At 38.5% G+C, this 24,169-nt stretch carries 22 protein-coding genes; 3 read left to right on the top strand and 19 right to left on the bottom strand.

The genetic code is table 11. The annotated features are described in order from the left end of the window. Positions 1-42: 42 nt before the first annotated feature. From H0486_RS01550 to trxB, 15 genes are all read right to left on the bottom strand, one after another. Complete coding sequence (locus tag H0486_RS01550) at positions 43-2,391, bottom strand: Tex family protein (protein WP_228351350.1); 2,349 nt, start codon at positions 2,389-2,391, stop codon at positions 43-45. Between the two features lie 367 nt (positions 2,392-2,758). Beyond that, the gene (locus tag H0486_RS01545; protein ID WP_228351349.1) at positions 2,759-3,973 is read right to left on the bottom strand and encodes an aspartate kinase; all 1,215 of its coding nucleotides are present in this window, start codon (positions 3,971-3,973) and stop codon (positions 2,759-2,761) included. 85 nt (positions 3,974-4,058) lie between these two features. Beyond that, positions 4,059-5,258 (bottom strand): cofactor-independent phosphoglycerate mutase, encoded by a 1,200-nt coding sequence (locus H0486_RS01540; protein WP_228351348.1) that lies wholly within the window; start codon positions 5,256-5,258, stop codon positions 4,059-4,061. Positions 5,259-5,332: 74 nt separating this feature from the next. Further along, entirely contained in the window at positions 5,333-6,553 is a 1,221-nt protein-coding gene (locus H0486_RS01535; protein WP_228351347.1) for a homoserine dehydrogenase, read from the bottom strand. Between the two features lie 82 nt (positions 6,554-6,635). Further along, positions 6,636-7,076 carry an ACT domain-containing protein gene (locus H0486_RS01530; RefSeq protein WP_228351346.1) on the bottom strand — a complete coding sequence of 147 codons (441 nt, stop codon included), beginning with the start codon at positions 7,074-7,076 and terminating at the stop codon, positions 6,636-6,638. Between the two features lie 484 nt (positions 7,077-7,560). Beyond that, the gene (locus H0486_RS01525; RefSeq protein ID WP_228351345.1) at positions 7,561-8,283 is read right to left on the bottom strand and encodes an amino acid ABC transporter ATP-binding protein; all 723 of its coding nucleotides are present in this window, start codon (positions 8,281-8,283) and stop codon (positions 7,561-7,563) included. Continuing rightward, positions 8,270-8,980, bottom strand: a complete 711-nt coding sequence (locus tag H0486_RS01520) for an amino acid ABC transporter permease (protein ID WP_228351344.1) — start codon at positions 8,978-8,980, stop codon at positions 8,270-8,272. The genes H0486_RS01525 and H0486_RS01520 overlap by 14 nt, the downstream gene beginning before the upstream one ends. Positions 8,981-9,078: 98 nt before the next feature. Further along, positions 9,079-9,822: a transporter substrate-binding domain-containing protein gene (locus H0486_RS01515; protein WP_267023087.1), complete on the bottom strand. Its 744-nt coding sequence runs from the start codon at positions 9,820-9,822 to the stop codon at positions 9,079-9,081. A 29-nt stretch (positions 9,823-9,851) separates the two neighbouring features. Beyond that, a complete protein-coding gene (locus H0486_RS01510) occupies positions 9,852-10,337 on the bottom strand; it encodes a chemotaxis protein CheW (protein ID WP_228351343.1) in 486 nt (161 codons plus the stop codon). 65 nt (positions 10,338-10,402) lie between these two features. Continuing rightward, a protein-coding gene (prfB, locus tag H0486_RS01505; protein WP_228351342.1) for a peptide chain release factor 2 occupies positions 10,403-11,519 on the bottom strand; the annotation gives its coding sequence in 2 pieces (ribosomal slippage) (positions 10,403-11,443 and positions 11,445-11,519; 1,116 coding nt in all). A gap of 117 nt (positions 11,520-11,636) precedes the next feature. Next, positions 11,637-14,210, bottom strand: coding sequence for a preprotein translocase subunit SecA (secA, locus tag H0486_RS01500; RefSeq protein ID WP_267023083.1), 2,574 nt, complete (start codon positions 14,208-14,210; stop codon positions 11,637-11,639). Positions 14,211-14,502: 292 nt separating this feature from the next. Then, positions 14,503-15,030, bottom strand: coding sequence for a ribosome hibernation-promoting factor, HPF/YfiA family (hpf, locus tag H0486_RS01495; protein ID WP_228351341.1), 528 nt, complete (start codon positions 15,028-15,030; stop codon positions 14,503-14,505). A gap of 902 nt (positions 15,031-15,932) precedes the next feature. After that, positions 15,933-16,325, bottom strand: coding sequence for a PilZ domain-containing protein (locus tag H0486_RS01490; protein ID WP_228351340.1), 393 nt, complete (start codon positions 16,323-16,325; stop codon positions 15,933-15,935). A 297-nt stretch (positions 16,326-16,622) separates the two neighbouring features. Continuing rightward, positions 16,623-17,870: a C40 family peptidase gene (locus H0486_RS01485; RefSeq protein WP_228351339.1), complete on the bottom strand. Its 1,248-nt coding sequence runs from the start codon at positions 17,868-17,870 to the stop codon at positions 16,623-16,625. Positions 17,871-18,094: 224 nt separating this feature from the next. After that, positions 18,095-19,012, bottom strand: coding sequence for a thioredoxin-disulfide reductase (trxB, locus tag H0486_RS01480; RefSeq protein WP_228351338.1), 918 nt, complete (start codon positions 19,010-19,012; stop codon positions 18,095-18,097). Between the two features lie 174 nt (positions 19,013-19,186). Between trxB and H0486_RS01475 the strand changes: the two genes are divergently transcribed. Continuing rightward, positions 19,187-19,363, top strand: coding sequence for a YjfB family protein (locus tag H0486_RS01475; protein WP_228351337.1), 177 nt, complete (start codon positions 19,187-19,189; stop codon positions 19,361-19,363). Positions 19,364-19,514: 151 nt separating this feature from the next. Here H0486_RS01475 and H0486_RS01470 read toward each other — a convergent pair whose 3' ends face one another. Further along, a complete protein-coding gene (locus tag H0486_RS01470) occupies positions 19,515-20,108 on the bottom strand; it encodes a class I SAM-dependent methyltransferase (protein WP_228351336.1) in 594 nt (197 codons plus the stop codon). Positions 20,109-20,292: 184 nt separating this feature from the next. On the opposite strand from H0486_RS01470, the gene H0486_RS01465 reads away from it, so the two are divergent. Together H0486_RS01465 and H0486_RS01460 are read left to right on the top strand one after the other, a co-directional pair. Then, positions 20,293-21,003: an acyl-[acyl-carrier-protein] thioesterase gene (locus H0486_RS01465; RefSeq protein WP_228351335.1), complete on the top strand. Its 711-nt coding sequence runs from the start codon at positions 20,293-20,295 to the stop codon at positions 21,001-21,003. A 26-nt stretch (positions 21,004-21,029) separates the two neighbouring features. Then, positions 21,030-21,866 (top strand): CvfB family protein, encoded by an 837-nt coding sequence (locus H0486_RS01460; protein WP_228351334.1) that lies wholly within the window; start codon positions 21,030-21,032, stop codon positions 21,864-21,866. Positions 21,867-22,012: 146 nt separating this feature from the next. On the opposite strand, the gene H0486_RS01455 is transcribed toward H0486_RS01460, so the two are convergent. From H0486_RS01455 to H0486_RS01445, 3 genes are read right to left on the bottom strand one after another with little or no spacing between them, the layout of a single operon-like run. Then, positions 22,013-22,441 carry a flagellar protein gene (locus H0486_RS01455; RefSeq protein WP_228351333.1) on the bottom strand — a complete coding sequence of 143 codons (429 nt, stop codon included), beginning with the start codon at positions 22,439-22,441 and terminating at the stop codon, positions 22,013-22,015. 11 nt (positions 22,442-22,452) lie between these two features. After that, positions 22,453-23,175: a ComF family protein gene (locus H0486_RS01450; RefSeq protein WP_228351332.1), complete on the bottom strand. Its 723-nt coding sequence runs from the start codon at positions 23,173-23,175 to the stop codon at positions 22,453-22,455. A gap of 21 nt (positions 23,176-23,196) precedes the next feature. After that, a complete protein-coding gene (locus H0486_RS01445) occupies positions 23,197-24,105 on the bottom strand; it encodes a nucleotidyltransferase family protein (protein WP_228351331.1) in 909 nt (302 codons plus the stop codon). Positions 24,106-24,169 lie beyond the last annotated feature (64 nt).

Raw genomic sequence — 24,169 nt, 5'->3', positions numbered from 1 at the left:
TCAGACTTTTAACAACCTAATCATCATAGGAAAAGTATTCTGCTACAGCTTCATTGTTAATTGAATACGCTTCTTCGCCAGATCTACACTGAGAACCTTAACATCAACAATATCACCGACACTGACTACGTCCAAGGGGTGCTTTACGAACTTCTTATCAGAAAGCTGGGATATATGAACCAGGCCGTCCTGATGTACACCAATATCCACAAACGCGCCAAAGTCAATAACGTTTCTTACTGTTCCCTTAAGAATCATACCCTCCGTTAAGTCCTTCATTTCAAGTACATCCGTACGAAGGATTGGCTTCGGCATCTCATCTCTTGGATCTCTACCCGGTTTTTCCAGCTCCTTAATAATATCTGTCAGCGTGATTTCACCAATACCAAGTTCCTCTGCTAACTTGCGCTTATCCTTTATCTTACTTCCGATGGTAATGATATCCTGTTCCTCATTACCGGATTTACTATCTTGTTTTTCGTTCTGCTTATCCGAAACCGGAATCTCCACACCGCCAACTGCTGCAGCAAGCGCTTTTGCAAATGCCGTATTCTGGGACTTAACTGTTATAGTCTGCTTTTTCTTCTGCGGTTTAGGTTCTGTCTTAGTTGATGGCTCCTGTGCTTTCTGCTTTTGTGCTTTCACCTGTATCTCTTTCACATCCTCCAATGCAAGACCCAGTTTTGTAAGTAATGCCTGGGTTGCTTCGTAGGATTCCGGATGAACTCCAGTTGCATCCAAGGGGTTCACACCTCCTTGAATTCTCATGAAACCAGCACATTGTTCAAATGCCTTCGGTCCTAGTTTCGCCACTTTAAGGAGCTCTTCTCTGCTATGGAATCTTCCATTGGCTTCTCGGTAAGCAACGATGTTTTTCGCGATTGTCTTACTTACACCGGACACATGCTCCAGCAAGGATACAGAAGCGGTATTCAGATCCACACCTACCTTATTCACACAATCCTCTACCACGCCGGCAAGTACTTCACCTAATTTCTTCTGGTTCATATCATGCTGATATTGACCAACACCAATTGATTTTGGATCTATTTTTACTAATTCAGCCAAAGGATCCTGTAATCTTCTAGCGATGGAAGCGGCACTTCTTTGTCCAACGTCAAAGTTCGGGAACTCCTCTGTAGCAAGCTTACTTGCCGAATATACAGAAGCACCTGCTTCGTTTACAATGACATATTTTACTGGTTTATTAATCTCCTTAAGTAAATCTACAATTACCATTTCTGATTCCCTGGAGGCCGTACCATTACCAACGGAGATTAAGGTAATATTATATTTATCTATCAGTTTCTTTAATACCTGCTTTGCCTCTTCCACCTTATTCTGAGGAGCTGTCGGATAGATAACTACTGTATCCAGTACCTTACCCGTACTATCAACTACCGCCAGCTTACAGCCAGTACGAAATGCGGGATCCCATCCAAGCACCACCTGTCCTGCAATCGGAGGTTGCATAAGTAACTGTTCCAGATTCTTGCCAAATACTTTAATTGCACCATCCTCCGCCTTCTCTGTCAGATCATTCCGGATCTCACGTTCAATCGCAGGTGCGATTAGTCGTTTATAGCTATCCTCAATGGTTGCCTTCAAAATATCCGTTGTAAATTCGTTTTCTTTCGTAATTACTTTCTTCTCAAGATAACGAAGGATTCTCTCCTCAGGAGCTACTATCTTTACTGTAAGAACTTTCTCATTCTCACCACGGTTCACTGCCAGGATGCGATGTCCTGCCAGTTTCTCAATGCTTTCCTCAAAGTTATAATACATCTCATATACGGACTCCTGCTCAGGATCCTTCGCTGTTGAGGTTAAGGTACCTTCCTTTGCAGTAATCTCTCGTATATAGCTGCGGTACTGAGCTTCATCCGAAATATCCTCAGCAATAATATCCATCGCTCCTGCGATTGCTTCCTCTACCGTATTGACTTCCTTCTCTTCGGATAGATATTCCTTTGCTACCTCTGCTACAGGCTGATTGATTTCCTGAGCCATAATAATTGCTGCCAGTCCGTCCAGTCCTTTTTCCTTCGCAATGGTTGCTCTGGTTCTTCTCTTCGGTCGATAAGGTCGATATAAATCCTCCACTACCACTAAGGTAGTTGCCGCTAGTATTTGCTCCTTTAACTCCTCCGTTAACTTTCCCTGTTCCTCAATACTACTCAGAACCTGGTTTTTCTTTTCCTCCAGATTTCTTAAGTATTGCAGACGCTCATGCAAATTACGAAGCTGTTCATCATCGAGAGACCCTGTTGCCTCCTTACGGTATCTGGCTATAAAGGGGATTGTATTACCCTCGTCAATCAGCTTTACCGCAGCCTCAACCTGTTCCAATCGGATTCCCAATTCTTCTTTTATCTGTTTTAAAATGTCCATTGCTTTCTCCTTTTTACAAATACCTATACTATGCCAAATAGCATGTCAAACTCCTGATCTTTCTCCAGTTAATACTTACTATGTCCGGCAGAATTTTGTATTCATTTTATCACAAACTTAAATGCATGCCAACCCCATGTATATTCTATCAGAATATCTATCCGGTTATTATAAAGCCAAAGGATGCATTTTTTGATCATTGTAGTTATTCAATAAAGTCCTTTAAATAGTATGCTTGTCGATGTGGTTGAATAAAAAATCAACCCAGGTAACATCTATGTCTAATAAAAAGAGCAATCTTTTCTATAAAAGATTGCTCCCTTAAAACATTTTAATTATTCATTTATTGAATGACAGGCATTCCCTATTACATCTGAGATAATAAGAATTTCTCATGAATTGCATTCATTGCCTTCTCTACATGAATTTCATCAATCAGAACGGTAACTCTGATTTCAGAGGTGGAGATCATTTTAATGTTTACGCCAACATCATATAATGCTTCAAACATCTTAGCAGCCACTCCGGCATTGCTCATCATACCAGCTCCAACGATGGATACCTTGGCCACTTCTCTCTCCACGTCAATCTTCTGGCATTTTAAACTACCTTCACGATGTCTTTCCAGAACTGCTACTGCTTCCTCTAAATCGTCTTCCTTCACAGTAAAGCTGATGTCCTTAGTACCGTCACGACCAACTGACTGTAAAATAATATCAACATTTACGTTATGTCTAGCTAAATGATTAAATAATTTAAAAGCCACTCCAGGCTGATCTTCTAATCCGATTACGGCAATACGCGCTGCATTCTTATCACATGCCACACCACTAACAAGCATTTTTTCCATTTTTACTTCCTCCTTAACAACAGTACCTTCTGTATTATTTAGACTGGAACGAACTACTAATTGAACACCATATTTTTTCGCCATTTCTACGGAACGGTTATGTAAAACGCCCGCTCCAAGGGATGCCAGTTCAAGCATCTCATCATAGGTGATCTCATCAAGCTTTCTGGCTGATTTTACAATTCTCGGGTCTGCTGTAAATACGCCATCTACATCCGTGTAGATTTCACATGCATCCGCATGAAGCGCAGCTGCCAGCGCTACCGCAGTCGTATCGGAACCACCTCGTCCAAGTGTAGTATAATCATCGAATTTATTCACACCCTGAAAACCAGTGACAATTACTATTTTCTTGCTTTCCAACTCATTATGTATTCTCTCTGTATCAATTCTCTTTAATCTTGCATTTCCATATACGGAAGTTGTGTGCATTGCAACCTGATAAGCATTCAGGGATACCGCAGGTACTCCCAGGGAATCCATAGCCATAGCCATCAGGGATACAGAAATCTGTTCACCGGTTGTTAAAAGCATATCCAGCTCTCTCTTGGATGCATTAGGATTAATCTCCTTCGCTTGTGCCAGCAATACATCAGTTTGCTTTCCCATTGCTGATAGTACAACTACTACCTCGTTGCCTTTTTTATAATCTTCAATACATCTTCTGGCAACATTAAAAATTCTTTCCTTGTCGGCTACGGATGTGCCACCGAACTTCTTTACTATTAACATAGCTGCCTCCTACTTACTAAGTTTTATCACAGATAACTGCGATTTTATTGGGGCTTAACTCTTAAGTATGGTTAAGCGTTTCCTCTTATTGAATTAGCTTATTTATAATGGTATATCCTTCGGATACTACATTCCCACTTGCCTTGGCATCTTCCTCATTATAGTTCCAGTCCTTATTAAGTTCTTTGGTACTGTCATAGAGAAGATAGGGTACCGGATCACTGGTATGTGTTCTGCACCAAATTGGTGTTGGATGATCCGGCATAACTAACATACGATAATCCACTCCTGATTTGCTCATTTCATCCATAACTACCTTAATCACTCGCTGATCCAGATATTCAATGGATTGAACTTTATTCTTAATACTTCCCTGATGCCCCATCTCATCCGGAGCCTCTACATGAATGTATACATAATCATAATTATCTTCTAAAAGGACCTTAACCGCTGCCATTGCTTTGCCTTCATAATTCGTATGAAGCGTTCCATTTGCACCTGGCACTTCTATGACCTTCATCTCCGCACCCACAGCAATTCCCTTCAATAGATCCACTGCGGAAATCATCGCACCTTTAACATGGTTCTTCTCCTCAAAGGAGGTCAGTGCCGGTCTGGTACCTGCACCCCAGAACCAAATTGAGTTTGCCTTATTGAGACCCTTCGCTTTTCTTTCAATATTCAAGGGGTGATTATTCAGAATATCATAACTTTTTTTCATCATTTCTCTTAGAGCAGCATCCTTTGGCAGATATTCGCCAATCACTTTTCCTAAGATATCATGGGGTTGTGCCAAATCTACCACTTCACCCTTATCCCATATGGTCAGGTGACGATAGCTGGTACCTACATAGAATTTATATATATCATTCTCTAGTTCCTTTTTTACTGCTTCTATTAAAATTGCCGCATCCTCGGTTGATATTTCCCCTGAGCTATGGTCCAGAATAGTCTGTTCCTCATAAGGCTTATCATCCTCTGTCAAGGTAACAATATTACAACGGAGCGCAATATCAGTTGGCTTCATATTGACACCAATGCTCAATGCTTCCAGTGGAGAACGTCCGGAATAATACACCTTGGGATTATACCCTAAAACAGCCAGATTTGCAGTATCACTACCGGGCTTCATTCCTTCCGGTATGGTATATGCTATTCCGATCTCTGATTTTTTTGCAAGCAAATCAAGCTGTGGAGTATTTGCCGCCATAAGGGGCGTTTTATTCCCCAACTCTTCTAGCGGTTCATCCGCCATTCCGTCTCCTAATACAACAAGGTATTTCATCAAATCAAGTCCTTTCAAAGTTTTTCAAGCTATATAAGAAAGCTTTTCATTGGTATAATAATATCTTTTGGTAACTAAAATCTTACACGTATTACATTTAGTACCCCATTAAGCTTCTCTTTCTTTTCCTTCATTTGCTGCTCCGTAATGCTTCTGGTGATAAATGCATACTCTCCTTGAACATCTGCACACTGAACCTCTTCCACGTTACCAAACAATGCTGCAACCTGCTCCTTAACAGAATCATCCTTCTGTTCCAAACGGACAAAGAAGCGATTCTCTACTTCATTCACATCTGTAAGCTCCAGCTTCTTGCTACTCCATATCGTCCAGATATTCTTACCTATGTGCTTTGCTGCATCTACCACATCTGCAACAACCGCACTCGCAGTAGGAAGTTTTCCTGCTCCGCTACCGTAGAACATAACATCTCCGATTACATTTCCACGGACAAAAATGCCATTGAATACATCATTGACACTATAAAGGGGATGATTTGCCCTGATCATTACGGGTGCTACCATAGCATAGACACAACGATCATTCTCCCTGATACTGGAAGCAAATAACTTCACTCTTGCTTCAAGCGCCTTTGCATACTTTATATCAATATCACTGATATGTGTAATTCCTTCTGTATAGATGTCCTCAAAATCCACCTGCATTCCAAATGCAAGCGAGGACAGAATTGCTATCTTCCTGCAAGCATCATGGCCTTCTACATCAGCAGCAGGGTTGCGTTCTGCATACCCTTTCTCCTGCGCATCCTTTAAAGCGGTATTAAAATCAATTCCTTCATCACTCATCTTTGACAGAATATAATTTGTCGTACCATTTAAAATACCCGTAATTTCCACTATCTCATCCGCCGTTAGTGACTGGTTTAATGGACGAATAATTGGAATTCCTCCACCAACACTTGCCTCAAATAAGAAGTTTAAATTCCGTTCCTTTGCAAGATCAATCAACTCTGCTCCATGCTTTGCCACTAGCTCTTTATTGGAGGTCACTACACTTTTTCCCTTTAAAAGCGCCTGCTTTACAAAGGAATATGCCGGCTCTACGCCGCCCATAACCTCAACTACTATTCCAACCTCCGGATCCTCCAATATGATATTCACATCATGAACCAGTTTATCCATAACTGGATCTCCCGGAAACTCTCTTAAATCCAGAACATATTTTATATTAATTTGATCTCCGGCTCTTTTATTAATGCTATCACCATTGGTATTCAATACCTCGACTACACCGGAACCTATGGTGCCGTATCCTAAGACTGCTACATTTATCATTACTGCTCCTCCATTTCATGTTATGCAAGTTAAATTCTTATCTGCTTTATTTATTCGTGTTTCAGGAGTACCGTAATCCGGTCTATTCTCTGGAAACTAACTTTACATAATGTATTCCATCCATTGCCTCTATCCCATCGAAGAGTACCGACGTACTATCTGTCTGTGGCAATATCTCAATGCTCATGGTTAATAAAGCAATACCATTTACCGGAATGCTTTGATTAATGGTTAAAATGTTCGCACCGCTACCAGCTACCTGATTCAATACCTTTGATAAAAGCCCTGGCTTATCATCCATCTGAAGCATAAAGGTGATGGTTTTCCCTCTGGTGTTCTCGTAAAAAGGGAAGATGTCATCGCGATACTTATAAAATGAGCTTCTGCTGATATCCACAGCATCCGTCGCTTCCTGCACTGTCATAACTCGCTCCGAATCAAGAAGTCTCTTTGCTTCCACTACCTTTAACAATACTTCCGGTACTGCTTTCTTTTTTACAATAAAATATTGATCTCCCTTCATATAAAACCCTCCTATGGTTTCCACGGCTTTATGGAAGAATGTATGTATTGTATGTATATCATGTACAATTGTCTTTCTAAGAAAGATATACTATCATATATTTATTCATATTGCAACTACTATTTCCCAATTAATACTTGAAAATATCAGATTTGTAACTAATGCTTGAATATATGGTGTATGCAAACTCTTTTTTGTTAAAAAGAAATACACCTTTACTTAGTTATATTTAATTATCCTTCTCATTTTAAGAATCTATCCAAAAAAGAAACTGTCACATAATATATATGAAGAGCTTATAACTTACCATAATACACTATCAGAAGGACATGTTACTGCATTTTACAGGAATCAGGCGAAAATTTATGTTCGTCTGAGACATATAAAATCAGTAATATGTAATTCCGTTCTGTGTGTGGTAAGTTATAAGCTCTGTATATATATTATGCGACAGCTTCTACATGTAATAATCGTATTCTCTTATCTATAATATTTTTGATAAGAATTCTTTTAGTCTCGGATGTGTCGGATTCTCAAAGAAAGCGTCAGGAGTATTTTGCTCCACTATCTTACCCTCATCCATAAACAGAACTCGGGTAGCGACCTTTTGTGCAAATCTCATCTCATGGGTCACTACTACCATCGTCATACCTTCCTCTGCCAGCTGTGCCATAAGGTCAAGTACTTCTCCGACCATCTCTGGATCAAGCGCTGAAGTGGGTTCATCAAATAGCATAACGTCCGGGTTCATAGCTAATGCACGTATAATCGCAATACGCTGCTTCTGACCTCCAGAAAGCTGATTCGGATAGGATTTCGCCTTTTCCGATAATCCGATTCTTTTCAGTAATACCATTGCTTTCTGTTCGGCTTCTTCTTTTGTCATAATACCATGCTTAACGGGAGCCAATGTGATATTTTCCAATACGGATAGATGCGGAAACAGATTAAACTGTTGGAACACCATTCCCATTTTACGTCTGATCTTATTGATATCCGTCTTTTTATCCGTAATATTATTCCCTTCAAACCAGATTTCTCCATCCGTAGGCGTTTCTAATAAGTTAAGGCATCGCAAGAAGGTGGACTTCCCAGATCCGGAAGGACCTATTACTACGACCTTTTCACCCTTTTGAATCGTTTCGTCAATTCCATTAAGCACCATCAGATTACCAAAGGATTTCTTCAGATTTTTAGTGACGATCACCTTTTGCTAGCCTCCTTTCGAAAATTGATAATAGCTTGGAAAGGCCCATAACCATTATTAAATAACACAATGCTGCTATGATAAGAGGCGGCAGTATGTCCCAGGTTCTTGAACCGATATATTGGGCCGCTTTCGTTAAGTCCGTAACCGCAATAACGCCTGCTACTGATGTCTCCTTTATTAATACGATAAATTCATTTCCCAAGGCAGGTAATATATTCCTTACAGCCTGCGGGAGAATGATCAGACGCATTGTCTGAATGTAATTTAATCCAAGGGAACGACCTGCTTCCATCTGGCCTCGATCAATCGATTCGATTCCGGCACGAATTATTTCAGCTACGTAAGCACCGGAATTGATACCAAAGCATACCGCTCCGACAATTAATTCGTTCGTATTCCTAGAAGTAAAAATGAGGTTGTATATAATTAAAAGCTGCACCATCAAAGGAGTACCACGAATGATATTAATATAAACATTACATATAGTTGATAACCATTTCATATTATAATTTGCTGCAGAAACTTTAATTACTGCTACAATGATACCGATGGCGATACCCAGTATAATCGCCATTAGAGAAATCAATATCGTAACCTTTAATCCCTCCAAATATGCAAGATATCTCTGATCTGGCACTATTGCGTTATAAAAGGATTGATACAGCCTCTCAAACCATGAGAATAACTTATCCAAATTCTTACCTCCTGTTAAAGCATAATACAAAATACAGGGGCTGTCTCGAAAGATAACAGCCCCACTTAAATCAACTTACATTTATGCTTATGGCGAGCTTATTTTTTAGTATGATTTGCAGTAAATTCATCGATTTTACCGTTCTCTTTTAACTCACGGATCACTGCGTTAATCTTCTCCAGCAACTCTGTATTGCCCTTCTTAACTGCTATCGCATACTTATCTTCAAATAAAGTTCCATCTAAAATAGCTAGTTCAGGGTTCGCAGCTACCAGTTCCTCTGCAGGATACTGATCCATAACAATGCAATCAATCTTATTGTTCTTTAAGTCTTCTGCCGCCTGAGCGAACTTAGTATAGCGCTTCACTTCTTTCGCCTCAGTATTATTACCTACCCAGAAATCAGCGATATTCCCTTGCTGAACACCAATTGTCTTACCAGCCAGATCTTCTGCTGAAGCTGCTGCTACCGCAGGATTTTCCTTATTCACAACGATAACCTCGGTTGAATTAACATACTCTTCGGAAAAATCCATTACTTTCTTACGATCTTCATCCACAGATACACCTGCTGCCACAAAGTCTATCGTGCCCTTCTGTACAGCTACCAATGCTCCGTCAAAGTCCATATTCTTAATCTCTAATTCCTTCCCCATGCTGTCAGCAATTGCTTTCGCAATATCCATATCGACTCCAACTACAGTATCACCCTCCATATATTCATAGGGTGCGAAGCCGGCTTCCGTACCAACGATTAAAGCATCATTCTTCTTACCACATCCGGTTAATATTGTCGTAGCAACTGCCGTAACTACCAACATACTGAGTAATTTCTTTTTCATAAAATATCCTCCAAATTAAGCGAACAGCCTTAGGCTGTCTGGTTTTGCTTCTTTACCTCTTTTTCCATAACAATTTTAACTTTTTCCTGTTCTTCATCGGACAAAATGCCATTTTGATCAAGCAGTATTACTAAACGATCGTGAACATTCGTTATTGCCTTAATATATGTTGTATCCTTATTCTGTACAATCTCAGGTGAAGCATATAGCTGCTCTGATTCAAAATCAACTATTTCCATCATCTTATCTACTTCATAAGCAATTTGAATATCATTGGAGGTCGTAATCATAAATCTGGTCTCATCCGTAGGCTCAATTTCCTCCAGACCAAACTTACTACGTAAGCTGTACACTGGAATAACATCTCCTCTTAACCTGATTATTCCCTTAATATTTTTTGGGAATTTCGCAACCGGTTCGATTTGAATGTATTTTTCAATGATGTTAACATCCATAATATCCAGTCCATATTCTTCTTCTCCAAGTTGAAAAATAGCCTGTTTTGTACTCTGCATAGTTAACCCTCCATTCTCCTTCGATTGTATCCTGGTAATCGGATACATCCTTTAAGGTTTTACTCCTATGTTTCACTGTTTTGTGCATTCCATTTCAAATAAGCATTAATAAACGGGTCGATATTTCCATCCAATACATTGGACGTGTTCCCGATTTCCTCATTCGTCCGGTGGTCTTTCACCAAGGTGTATGGCTGCATAACGTAAGATCGTATCTGGTTACCCCATCCTATCTCCTTAACCTCACCTCTGATACCTGATATTTTCTCTTGACTTTCCTGTTGTTTTAGAAGATACAGCTTAGCCTTCAGCATTTTCATGGCTTTTTCCTTATTCTGAAGCTGTGAACGTTCATTTTGACACTGTACCACAATATTAGTAGGTAAATGGGTTATTCGAATGGCGGATGAAGTCTTATTAACATGCTGCCCGCCAGCACCACTTGATCGATAAGTATCAATTCTCAAATCATCGTCATTAATCTCAATCCCTGTATCCTCTTCAATATCTGGCATTACATCACAGGAAACAAAAGAGGTTTGTCGTTTCCCCGCCGCATTGAAGGGTGAGATTCGAACCAAACGGTGTACTCCGCGCTCTGACTTCAGATAGCCGTATGCATTTTCCCCATTAATTTGCAAGGTTACAGACTTTAAACCTGCTTCTTCACCATCCAGAAAATCCAGCATTTCAACGGAAAAACCTTTTTTATCCGCCCATCTCTGATACATTCGGCACAGCATACTTGCCCAATCGCAGCTCTCTGTGCCTCCCGCACCTGCATGTAGAGTAAGGATTGCATTATATCGATCGTATTCTCCGGATAATAGCGTTCTTAATTTGAGTTCATCCAAGTCCTTGATGAATAGCTCCATAGCCTCCTCGATTTCAGGAATTAAGCTTTCATCATTTTCTTCATAGCCCATCTGAATTAAGGTCTGAACATCCTCAAATCTCATCTTAAGATGATCATATTCCTCAATGACATCCTTCAGGTTTTTTAATTCCTTCATGAAGCTCTGAGCCCTGTCATTATCATCCCAGAAGCCGGGTTCTTCCATAGTCAGCTCAATTTCTCTGATACGTTCCCTTTTCCCGGCAAGGTCAAAGTGAATCCCCCACTTCTATTAATGGCTTCTCATAGGTACTGAGTGTATATTTATACTGATCTAATTCTACCACCAAATCACCTCTTTATTGTATTATATATTACTATTTCTAAAAACTCAATATTTTTGCACATAGCACCTGCATATATTCAACGCATTAATATACGCAAATCTTCAAATCCTTGTATAATTAGGCGTTTCTTCCACAGCAGTGCTTGTATTTTCTACCACTACCACAAGGACATGGCTCATTAGGCTGAATTTTTTTGCTTGTTCGTTTTATCGGAGCATTAGCAACACTGTCATCCCTATTGGTTCCGGTCACTTTCGCTACCTGCTCTCTTTCAACCTTTTGCTCGATTCTTACATGCATCAATGCCTTAACCGTATCTTCCCTGATGGCATCAATCATATTGTCAAACATCTCAAAGCCCTGGAATTTATATTCAACGATAGGCTGACGCTGACCATATGCCTGTAAACCGATACCCTGACGAAGCTGATCCATATCATCGATATGATCCATCCATTTATGATCAATCACCTTTAATAAGATGACACGTTCAATTTCTCTGATTTGCTCTGCTTCAGGGAATTCCGCTTCCTTTGCTTCATACAGCTTTACTGCATCTTCTTTCAACTGCTGAATCAAGTCATTCTTCTTGATGCTGTTCATCTGCTCTTTTGTCAATTCAATTGGTTCTAACGGAATAATCGGTAAAAGAAGATTGTTCAGCTCTACCAGATCCCATTCCTCCGGACTCTGGTCATCACTGATGCAGAAGTTGACACAATCCTCTACGGTCTCCGTTATCATACGGAAAATGGTATCACGCATGCTTTCCCCATCAAGAACTCTGCGTCTTTCTGCATAAATAATTTCTCTTTGCTCATTATTCACCTGATCGTATTCTAATAAATTCTTTCTTATACCATAGTTATTGCTTTCAATTCTTTTCTGCGCTTTTTCAATGGCATTGGAAAGCATCTTATGCTCAATCTGTTCACCCTCAGGCATACCCAGTGATGTAAATATGTTCATTAACCTCTCAGAACCGAACAAACGCATCAAATCATCTTCCAAAGAGATAAAGAAGCGTGATTCACCGGGATCTCCCTGTCTACCTGCACGTCCACGCAGCTGGTTATCAATACGTCTTGCTTCATGGCGTTCCGTACCAATAATTTTCAGTCCGCCTACCTCTACTACTCCTTCCCCAAGCTTGATATCCGTACCACGGCCTGCCATATTTGTAGCGATGGTTACTGCTCCGAACTGACCTGCATCCGCTACAATTTCCGCCTCAAGTTCATGGAATTTTGCATTCAGCACTTTGTGAGGTATATTATGCTTTTTCAGCATATCACTGATTTCTTCGGACGCTTCTATGGTTATGGTACCAACCAATACCGGTTGTCCTTTTTTATGGGATTCCACTACTTCTTTGACTATAGCATTCAGTTTCTCTTTTCTTGTTTTATATACAGCGTCTTGATGATCAATACGCGCTACTGGTAAATTCGTAGGTACCTCGATAACATCCATACCATATATCTCACGGAACTCCTGCTCTTCTGTCAGCGCCGTACCTGTCATACCACACTTTTTGGCATACTTATTAAAGAAATTCTGGAATGTTATGGTGGCCAATGTCTTACTTTCTCTCTTAACCTTAACATTTTCCTTTGCTTCGATTGCCTGATGTAAGCCATCACTATACCGTCTACCTGGCATAATACGTCCGGTAAACTCATCTACAATCAGTACTTCATCATCCTTTACTACATAATCTTTATCACGGAACATTAAATTATGCGCACGTAATGCAAGTATAATGTTATGCTGAATCTCGAGATTTTCAGGGTCTGCCAGGTTCTCCAAATGGAAGAAATTCTCTACCTTCTTAACACCTTCAGCGGTCAGATGAACGTTCTTCTCCTTTTCATTGACGATAAAATCGCCTTCTTCAGTAATTTCCTCTTTCATAATGGCAGCCATCTTGGTAAGCTCGCCACTTTCCTTACCCTTTACCATCTGTCTGGCTAAGATATCACAGACTCTATACAATTCTGTAGACTTTCCACTTTGACCGGAGATAATTAACGGTGTTCTAGCTTCATCAATTAATACGGAGTCAACCTCATCGATAATGGCATAATGCAGATCTCTCTGTACAAGCTGCTCCTTATAGATTACCATGTTATCTCTTAAGTAATCAAATCCAAGCTCATTATTAGTTGCATAGGTAATATCACAGGCATACGCAGCACGGCGCTCTTCCTTCTCCATACTATTAAGAATAACGCCCACCTTCAGCCCGAGGAACTCATGAATTTGTCCCATCCACTCGGCGTCACGCTTTGCCAAATAGTCATTTACTGTAACAACATGAACACCCTTTCCTTCCAACGCATTTAAGTAGGCAGGCAGGGTGGAGGTTAAGGTTTTACCTTCACCAGTACGCATCTCCGTAATTCTACCCTGATGTAGTATAATACCACCAATCAGCTGTACACGAAAATGTCTCTGTCCAATTGTTCTTTTTGCAGCTTCTCTAACCGTTGCATATGCTTCTACTAATATATCGTCAAGAGTTTCCCCATTCTTCAATCTGTTTTTAAACTCTATGGTCTTTCCTCTTAAAGCTTCATCAGATAGCTTCTCATATTCCGGTTCCAATGCTTCAATCTTATCTACGATGGGCAACAAGCGCTTTACTTCGCGTTCACTATGTGTCCCAAATATTTTCTCTATTATTCCCATTATTAATTCACTCCTGTTAATGACAGATTTAGTTCAAAATAGTTCAAATAACATTGTAACATTTACTTTCTGACTATTCAACTTAATTTTACAAGCTCCCAAAAATAGTATAAATTATATTTAAAATGAACGGATTAGCATAAAGCTACTTAAAGCAAAGAAAGAGGCTACAACATTACTCCATACATCGATTTAGATTTCACACCGGATCTGCCACGTGTAAGCTCTAAACAGTGCATTACGAGAGTTCAGTCGAAGCCTCTTTCTCATTTTAATTCTTCATCACATTCCATTAGTATTCTGGTTCTATTAGTCCGTAAGTGTTACCTTTTCTTTTATAAACAACATTCACTTCATCCGTTTGCGCATTGCGGAATACATAGAAGCTATGCCCTAATAGTTCCATCTGAACACAAGCTTCCTCTGCATCCATTGGCTTTATTGCAAAACGTTTCGTCTTAACGATTTTAATGGCATCATCCTCAAAATAATCATCCTCAATATATGCCTGATTAAAATTCGAAGCGGCTTGTTTATGATCGATCAATTTATTTTTGTACTTACGTAACTGACGCTCAATTATTTCCTCAACCAAATCGATTGATACATACATGTCATTACTAACTTGTTCTGCGCGAATAATGTTCCCTTTCACAGGAATTGTTACTTCAATTTTCTGTCTTTCTTTCTCAACGCTGAGTGTAACATGAATTTCAGTATCAGGAGTAAAGTATCTCTCAAGTTTTCCGATTTTCTCATATACAGCTGTCTTCAAGCCCTCTGTTACATCAATGTTCTTACCGCTGATTATATAACGCATAAGCCCAACTCCTTTTTTACTTACTTGGTAACAATTATACTTATTACTGGTTTCATTATAGCATATGCTGCCAGAAGTGACAAGCTACTTTACCGTATTATTGGCAGATGCTTGAAATTTATGTAACAGATTAGTCTGAATTTCCGACAGAATAAGAACATTAAATATAAATTATCCTATTTTGTCAGATATTCAGACTGAGCTGTGTTAAATATATAATTAGTTTTTCCATTATTTATCTTTTAAACATTTTATATTATTACCTCAAATGCCTCATGTCTGACAATTTCAACGCAAAATTGGATAATTATACAGCAAATAAACCTGTTTTTTTATATTATCCGACAATAAAAAAGTCAAGTATTAAAATACAATTTTATACCCATATTTGTCGATTTATCATAAGTTACAAAACGCACTTTCGATATTGACACTGATTTTCCTGTGCGACAAGAGTAGTTTCTTTTTGTGGATAATGTGGATAAAACGGTGTATAACTTTATTTTAATTAAAATCAAGGCTTATCTAATGTGGATAACTTTTTTATAAAATAGTTTCGAAAACGTTTAGGTATCCATTTCATTACAAATCTCACTCTTCTTTTGTGCAATTTGTACATTTTAGAGTTTGTCAATAGGAAAAAATGATAATATTTCCAGGTCTCAGATATTGTAAATCGTAACTCAAATTTAATCAATTTACCAACTATTATGCTAACATTTCAATTTATATATTCCTTTTTATGTTCATAACAGTGATTCCTTTAAATTTGTGTAGATTCAATACAGATAAAAACGATAGAATGTATACTTTGCGAACTTTCTATTGTCATATAAAGAATAAGCTTATGAAAGATCGTCTCTTTTACAATCGACACCTTCCATAAGCTTACGCTTTGATGATCATGAATTGCCTAAATTCGGCTTGATCAATCCTTTATTTAGTTTGATTTCATAATTATCCACTTTATTCGCCAGGAAAGGGGCAAGCCCAACAAACTGGGCACCATACATATTGCTTCCGCTATCTGTAATATGGGACCTGATAATCTGGATAACGACATAAAAGAAGTCCCCATCCCCCAGATTTATCCGTCCTCTAAAGTAATATCCTAAAGGGAGAGTCGCATCACTAATAAAACCAATACCGTTTTTTGATATATCAAATACAGATATGGATGCATTAAGATTTTTAATTACAACATAATCTTGCTTGAATACTTCATCGATTTCTAAATGAAGCTCTATAGGTAATCGCCTATACTTTCTTCTATCAACCCAATCATTTTCTCCCATACAATCCTTCTCCTCACCTGTAAACGGTCTGGTATTACCTTCTCTCCTAATGGCTATTTTATTTTATCACATTTTCTTCTCATTTCCAACAGTCTTTCTGCAAAATTAGTGATATATTCCTATGCAATATAGGGATACTACAGGTTTTCGACATGGAACTTTGCAAAATACATCAGCATGGATAAGAACTTACCTCACACAAACCAAGTTTCAAAATATTAACTCACATCAAACCCACAAAAATAGGGTGCACTTTATATAAAGTGCACCCTGTATAATAATTGATATAATTCGTTATTAGTTAACAATCGTTCTACAGCTATGTATATTACGATAATTATATTTTGATCTAATAATGCCCTGTCTTGAGTTTGCAGCGTGGACAATCATTCCGTCTCCAATATAGATAGCTACATGATTTACTGTTCCACTACTGTTCGCATAGAAGATTAGATCACCCGGTTTTAACTCATCCACACTGATCTTTCTACCTGCTGAAGATGCCTGAGATCTGGATGTTCTTGGCAGGCTGTAACCAAAGTCTGCATAAACCGCTTGAACAAATCCGGAACAGTCAGCACCCCTCGTTAAGCTTTCGCCACCCCATTTATAAGGATTGCCGACAAACTTCTGCGCGTAGGATGCAATCTCACTACCTGAACCAGATCCTGAAGGAGCCGGTACGTGCTCTGAAGAAGAAGGCTTTTCTTCCTGTTTTTTATTATTATTAGAAGAAGATTGTTGTTGTCTCTGCTGTTCTTTCCTTCTTGCAGCTTCTTTTCTCTCCGCTTCTTCCTGCGCCAGCTTTTGCTTACGTTCCGCTTCCGCTCTCTCTGCTTCTAATTGCTCTTGTATTCTACGATTTTCTTCTTCTATGGAAATCGCATATTTAAATTCTACATCAACCTGAACAAATTCCTTCGAAACAAAACCGGTAAAATCTTCATTGGTTTCTTCATCAGTACCTAAAAGAATTTCAACCCATTCATCGTATTCCTTCTTAACCAGATACTCCTGACCTTCCGGAATCTGTGTTAATATACTGCATTCCGTGCTCTGTTCTTCTCTAACATTCAAGGTCTGGGTTGCAACGGTAATATACTTCGTTGCATACTCCTCCACCATAGACTCTGCTTCTTTGCCAATAGCCAAGTAGTTCGATGCTATATAACCCTTTACATCACCGGACTCAATCTTAACCCAATCACCTTCCAGATACTCTAATATATCAGCAGCACATCCACGATATAACTTACCAACAACTTCACTTTCTGTAGATGGCTCACTTCTCACATTAACATAATTATCAGCAATGGAAACACCTAAATTCGCGTAAGGAGAATTAACGCTAAATGAATTTACGCATGCTTCGTATGCATCTTTGATTTCATCAGCAGAAGTATTCTCTAATGTAACTGCAAATCCTGCAATTCCCTGTTCCGCAAAGCAAGTCTCTGCGGCATGTGCCTTTGTTGATTGAAACGATAAAAATAACGTTGCTGATGCTATCATAACTGCAGCTTTCATAACCTTATTTTGTCTCATGTATTTTAAACCTCCCAAGTGTTCCCAGTAAATAACTTCCTTTTATCCTACGAATTCATGTTCTATGCCTATAAATTGTTACGAAATTATTACATTTGATGAGGTTATTATAACAAATCCGACACAGCGTGTCAATGTAAATGCCACAATTTTATCAACAAAAATTCACAATAAAATCTTGACTCTTATAGTCTTTACCTAGCAATATCCATATTTTTCACTGATTAAAGCTGATTTAAATATTTTTCTACTGCTGTAATTGCATTGGCACCGTCAGCGGCGGCTGTAATAATTTGCCTTAGCTCCTTAGTTCGGATATCTCCAGCAGCATAAATACCAGGTTTATCTGTAACACAATTTTCACCTGCAATAATATATCCCCAGTCGTCGGTAGCAACCACATGCTTATATACTTCGGAATTCGGTGAATAACCTACCGCAATGAATACACCAGCGACTTCAACCTCTTTCGTCTCATCTGTTTTCTTATTCTTAACCGTAACAGACTCCACTTTATCTTCACCATTAATTTTCTCCACTACGCTGTCCCATAAAATCGTAACATTCTCCATTGCAAGAAGTCTTGAGGTAATGCTTTTGGATGCACGAAACTCATCTCTACGATGAATTACATATACTTGTTTGCATATTCTTGCCAGAAAAATGGCATCTTCAACAGCTACATCACCACCTCCGACAACGGCAACTGATTTGTTCTTAAAAAATGCACCATCACAGGTTGCACAATACGACACTCCCATACCGGATAGCTTTTCCTCCCCCTCGACACCTAATCGTCTCGGTGTTCCACCAGCCGCAATTACTACTGTCTTCGCCCGATATTCTGTTCCATCATCCATTGTTACTACTTTAATATTATCCTCAAGCTCAAACTTCATCACTTCCCCATTCACAAATGTGGTTTCAAGCTTATCCGCATGCTCTCTGAATTTCATACTCAGATCGAATCCACTAATTCCCGGTGTCCCAGGATAATTATCTACCTCATAAGTGTTAATAATCTGACCTCCGCTTAATCCGGCTTTTTCTATTACTATCACATTGAGCTCAGCTCTTTTTGCATAAATCGCAGCTGCAAGTCCTGCTGGGCCGGAGCCTATAATTATTACATCATAAATCATTTACATTAACCTCCCTTTTCAAAGCAAACCTTTTTACATAGAAATAATCTTTTTACATGAGAATTATTTTATTTACATGTACTCAATATGTGTTATAATTTGTATATAGTTATCAATTTATCTGTATTTGATCAATCAATCGTTACATCTCAGGATGTGAGAAAGGAGTAAACCATGGGAATCTCATCACTACCTGTATCGACAAATCAACCTGTTAATAGTGTTACTGTCGGCATCGCTGTTCTTTCTAAAAATCTCGATACTATTGAACAGGCAGGACAAGGCTTAATCAAAATGATGGAACAATCTGTTACTCCACATCTTGGCCAGAATATTGACTTGAGAATTTAGTTACTTGGTTTATAATTTATTGATTAAAAATATGACAATGATTCTATTATTATCATTGTCATATTTTTATATTAATTATTCAATCCGGTAATCATATAATGAACTAACATTTTACCCATATAGTTGATTAAGTCAAACCACCTTCTGGATATTATTGCTCCGTCTCTATTCTGCGTACCAACGCATAAATCCATTGATAATCCTTATCATTTCTGAAATCTTCAGTCTTTTTGATTTCAATCAGTTCCAGGTTCTTATGTGCAGCAATTAATTCTTTTAAATCTCTTGTTCTGTAATCCTTAAAATATCTATAATCCCGCTCGCCTTCAAAATCCCCATAGCGAAAGGACATATACAGAATTCCATTCACTTTTAAGCTATTAATAACCTTTATAAAAATATCTTCTATTTCATTACTGGGCACATGCAATAAGGAAGCATTCGCCCATACTCCATCAAAAACCTGATCGAAATCCATCTCAGTAAAGGAGAGGTTGAGTACATCCTGTCCGATATGTATACTGGCCAGATCGCACATCTCTTCGGATGCATCCATTGCAGTCACATCAAATCCCTTTGAAATAAAATATGAGCTGTCTCTACCAGAACCGCATCCCAAATCAAGTATACTGCCCCCTTCTGGCAAATACTCGGTGAAAGAGTCCCATAGCTCCTGCATATCAATATCTATTGTGTGGTCGAAATACTCTGCTGAATTCTTATTATAATACTCTATCGAGTCCAATTCATAATACCTCCCTTTCAAACAAGCCTATTATAACAAATATGTTATAATAATTCCAGCTTTTTTGTAAATGTATTCAAACTACAGGAATATATCTTCCAAAAAAAGCTATTGTATTTGGTTGTTTAATGATATAATGAATCAATGCAACGAAAGAGATGTTATAGGGAAGGTCGAATGCAAAATGTACAGCTTTAACAGCAGAATAAGATATAGCGAATTAAATCACCAAAAAGGCGAGCTTGATGCCTACGCCATAATAAATTATTTTCAGGATTGCAGCACGTTTCAATCCGAAGATCTTAATCGAGGTTTATCCTACCTACAGGAACATAATCGCGTATGGTTATTAAACAGCTGGCAGTTGGAAATACGTAAGCCAGCTCATTTGGGGGAAAATATTACAATAGGAACATGGGCTTATGATTTTAAAGGTTTCTATGGGTATCGAAACTTCATCATGAAGGATTCGCAAGACAATCCTCTTGCTGTTGCGAATTCTATATGGGTCTATCTGGATACTGTAACAGGTAAACCAGTCAAAGTCCCATACGATACTTCATATCCAATCGAACCAGCATATCCAATGGAATACGCTAACCGAAAAATCAGTATTCCTGACGCATTGGTTAAAAATCCACAAATAACCATCGTTAATTCAAATATCGATTCGTATAATCATGTTAATAATGGGCAATACATTAAGATGGCGCAAGAATTTATTCCAGATTCTTTTTCTGTTCGGTCGATGCGAGCAGAGTATCGGAGGCAAGCCGTAATGGGAGATGCGATTCTACCTATGACCTTCACTAGTGACAACTGTATTACGGTTGTTCTGGCTGATGCCGACGAAAAACCTTATGCAATCGTCGAATTCCAGGGCGAATCCATATAAGATTTTATTAAACGGAGGAACTATACATGATAGAATTAGGAAAATACCAGATACTAGAGGCAGTGAAGAAGACAGATTTTGGCTTTTATCTTGCGGAAACCAACTCTACGACAAAGCAGACCATATTACTTCCTATTAAGGAGGCACCGGAAGGCACCTGCGTCGGTGATAAAATAGAGGTATTCATATATAAGGATTCGGAAGACAGAATCATCGCTACAACTGCAAAAGTACCAGTAACGATTGGTGAACTGGCCGTACTTCCTGTTAAAGAGGTAAGTAAGATCGGTGCTTTTTTAGACTGGGGATTATTGAAGGACCTTTTTCTTCCTTATAAGGAACAAACAGCAAAAGTACAAGAAGGAGATTCTGTACTCGTCACTCTATACGTAGATAAAAGTGATCGATTATGTGCATCAATGAAAGTGTACCCGTTACTTTCTACACAATCTCCTTACAAAAAAGACGATATAGTTGAAGGAATCGTATACGAAGATATTGAATCCTTTGGTTTATTTGTAGCAGTAGATCATAAATATTCTGCTATGCTTCCTAGGAATGAAGTATTCAACCCCATAAAGGTTGGTGATACCATTCAGGCTAGAGTAATCCATGTTCGTGATGACGGGAAGTTAACCCTGAGCACACGTCAGAAATCTTATCTTCAGATGGACGCTGATGCCGAGACTATTATGACAAAATTAAAAGCTTCCGGAGGCTTCTTACCATATCAGGATAATTCAGATCCCGAAGAAATAAAGAATGAATTTAGAATGAGTAAAAATGCTTTTAAAAGAGCTATCGGTAAATTATATAAAGATGGCTCCATAGTAATAAAAGAAGACGGTATTCGATTAAAGTAAACCTAATATCCTACTATATACCAACATTATACAGTATAAGGGTGCTGTCCATGGTATAACAAAAGCAGCATCACGCAACTTTCGTTATACCCCGGATAGCACCCTTGTTTTTTGAGATTATATGAATCACATATATTGAGCGAATACTATAAGTTATTTCTAATCGAGCTTGGATCAATAAATCTCATTCTCTCTTTTTCTCTAGTCTCTTTTTTCCTTTGAATCACAGGTTTTTCCTCAGGATATAATTCATTTAAGCCCTTTGCCAGTTTATCCTTACATTCTTTGCAGTAGCGACCTGTTTTTATAGTAACTCCACATCGTTCACACTCTAAACCGATCATGGAATCTTCTGCAAAAGAAAGTCTCTCTTCTCGAATCCATTGCTTAATCTGCGGAATAGGAACTTCCATCACCTCAGATACTTCCTGCATTCCTACACCCGGATGATCATAGACATATTCTTTTACTTCCTCAAATTTTAAATCAAGCTTATGTGCACAACTAGGACAAATCGGTGTTCCAGATAAATAATTGAACAGTCTTCCACAGCTTTTACAGTTTCTTACTTCCATGTTCTTCCCTCCTAAAAACCTTTTCCTATGCATAAAATGATAAAATATACTTCTTTTACTCCATTGGTCAGCAATTGCTTCGAACAAGCCTCTATTGTACTTCCGGTTGTATAAATATCATCTACCAGTAATACTTTAGTCAGCTTACCTTGATAAGCATCCGTGACTTTCTCATTATATTGAAATGCCTCCTGTAAATTACGAAATCTTTCCTTGTCACTTAACTTTTTTTGTGGCAAAGTTTTCTTCGTACGAAGCAGAAGCTTTGATATTACAGGAAGCTCTAACTTTTTACCAATACCCTTCGCTAAAATATCAGCCTGATTATATCCCCTCTCCCGATATTTACTGGGATGAAGCGGTACAGGAACAATTGCATCCACGGATAATTTTTTTATTACTGAACCATACAGTCGAACGATTTCATCAATATAGAACTTTGCGTATTCTTTCTTGTTATGATATTTAAAGTTCGCAATCGAACGCTTCATTGTCTCATCATAAACCCATACAGCATATCCCTTTTCAAAATGAAACTTTTTATGCTCACAGTCACCGCACAGTTCTTTTTCTTCAATTTCTATTGGTTTGCTGCATTTTTTACATCTCGGTTCCTTTATATATTGCAATTTTTCCCTACAGGACGGACAAATTCGTTCTCCTTTCGGTATTACTATCTTTGAACAAACAGGACAACAAACCGGGTAAATCATATCAAGAATTGCTTGTAACAAATAATACTCCTACTCTGCTTATCAGAAAAGCTTTTCCGGATAAACACCTTGATTAATTAGATCACGTATAGAATTCACAACACTATCCTTATCTTCTTTGTAAGTTACACCAAACCATCGATCCTTGGATTTTAGCACAATAACTTCTGCTTTATTCTCCTTGATCAATTCTCCTACAACTGTAGGAAGCAGATATTCCTTTTTCAGTTCATTATCTCCAATATTAGATAAGAAGGTCACAAATCTCTTCTCTAACTCAACAAAAAGTCCTGGCTTAAATCCCCACATATTCATGGAAACTATACTATTAATATCTATATTAATCTCTTCTCCAGAACTACCGGCTGCAACTGCAGCATTTCCTCTCTGAACAATACCTGAGGTCTCCGCTATGTCTACCAGTTTACCATTCTCATCTGCTTTACATACACCACGTGTCACTGCACCGTTTTCACTAAGTGTGTTACCAAGAATAAAACCTGCCATGCAGTATTGATTGCCTTGATAGGTATTATCATTCAAGAAATTGAAGACAATATGAAATGCTTCTTTTCCATAGTAATCATCTGCATTAATTACTGCAAAGGGGCCTTTTACAACGTCCTTACAGCATAGCACAGCTTGTCCAGTTCCCCAGGGTTTGGTTCTATCCTTTGGATTTACAAAGCCCTCCGGCAGGTCATCGAGCTCCTGGAAGACATACTCTACACGAATTAACTTCTCAATACGGTTTCCAATCACTTCTTTAAAATCTTTCTCTAAGTCTTTCCGAATAATAAATACTACTTTATTAAAACCTGCTTTTATCGCGTCGTAAATGGAATAGTCCATGATTATCTCGCCACTAGGACCAACTGGCTCTAATTGTTTAATCCCACCAAACCGGCTACCCATGCCTGCAGCCATAATTACTAATGTAGTCTCAGCCAATGTTATTTTCCTCCATGATTTGATGACATATTTTCTCTTATACTAATTATATCCTATTTTATCT

The sequence above is a fragment of the Variimorphobacter saccharofermentans genome (assembly GCF_014174405.1).
Classification (GTDB): domain Bacteria; phylum Bacillota; class Clostridia; order Lachnospirales; family Lachnospiraceae; genus Mobilitalea; species Mobilitalea saccharofermentans.
This window is presented reverse-complemented; position numbering and strand designations above follow the sequence as displayed.

Excerpts from the sequence above, each read along its gene's own strand:
- H0486_RS01550 (WP_228351350.1), bottom strand. The coding sequence starts at position 2,391 with ATGGACATTTTAAAACAGATAAAAGAAGAATTGGGAATCCGATTGGAA.
- H0486_RS01545 (WP_228351349.1), bottom strand. The coding sequence starts at position 3,973 with ATGTTAATAGTAAAGAAGTTCGGTGGCACATCCGTAGCCGACAAGGAA.
- H0486_RS01540 (WP_228351348.1), bottom strand. The coding sequence starts at position 5,258 with ATGAAATACCTTGTTGTATTAGGAGACGGAATGGCGGATGAACCGCTA.
- H0486_RS01535 (WP_228351347.1), bottom strand. The coding sequence starts at position 6,553 with ATGATAAATGTAGCAGTCTTAGGATACGGCACCATAGGTTCCGGTGTA.
- H0486_RS01530 (WP_228351346.1), bottom strand. The coding sequence starts at position 7,076 with ATGAAGGGAGATCAATATTTTATTGTAAAAAAGAAAGCAGTACCGGAA.
- H0486_RS01515 (WP_267023087.1), bottom strand. The coding sequence starts at position 9,822 with ATGAAAAAGAAATTACTCAGTATGTTGGTAGTTACGGCAGTTGCTACG.
- H0486_RS01510 (WP_228351343.1), bottom strand. The coding sequence starts at position 10,337 with ATGCAGAGTACAAAACAGGCTATTTTTCAACTTGGAGAAGAAGAATAT.
- secA (WP_267023083.1), bottom strand. The coding sequence starts at position 14,210 with ATGGGAATAATAGAGAAAATATTTGGGACACATAGTGAACGCGAAGTA.
- hpf (WP_228351341.1), bottom strand. The coding sequence starts at position 15,030 with ATGCGTTATATAATCAGCGGTAAGAACATTGATGTAACAGAGGGCTTG.
- H0486_RS01490 (WP_228351340.1), bottom strand. The coding sequence starts at position 16,325 with ATGGGAGAAAATGATTGGGTTGATAGAAGAAAGTATAGGCGATTACCT.
- H0486_RS01485 (WP_228351339.1), bottom strand. The coding sequence starts at position 17,870 with ATGAGACAAAATAAGGTTATGAAAGCTGCAGTTATGATAGCATCAGCA.
- trxB (WP_228351338.1), bottom strand. The coding sequence starts at position 19,012 with ATGATTTATGATGTAATAATTATAGGCTCCGGCCCAGCAGGACTTGCA.
- H0486_RS01475 (WP_228351337.1), top strand. The coding sequence starts at position 19,187 with ATGGGAATCTCATCACTACCTGTATCGACAAATCAACCTGTTAATAGT.
- H0486_RS01465 (WP_228351335.1), top strand. The coding sequence starts at position 20,293 with ATGTACAGCTTTAACAGCAGAATAAGATATAGCGAATTAAATCACCAA.
- H0486_RS01460 (WP_228351334.1), top strand. The coding sequence starts at position 21,030 with ATGATAGAATTAGGAAAATACCAGATACTAGAGGCAGTGAAGAAGACA.
- H0486_RS01455 (WP_228351333.1), bottom strand. The coding sequence starts at position 22,441 with ATGGAAGTAAGAAACTGTAAAAGCTGTGGAAGACTGTTCAATTATTTA.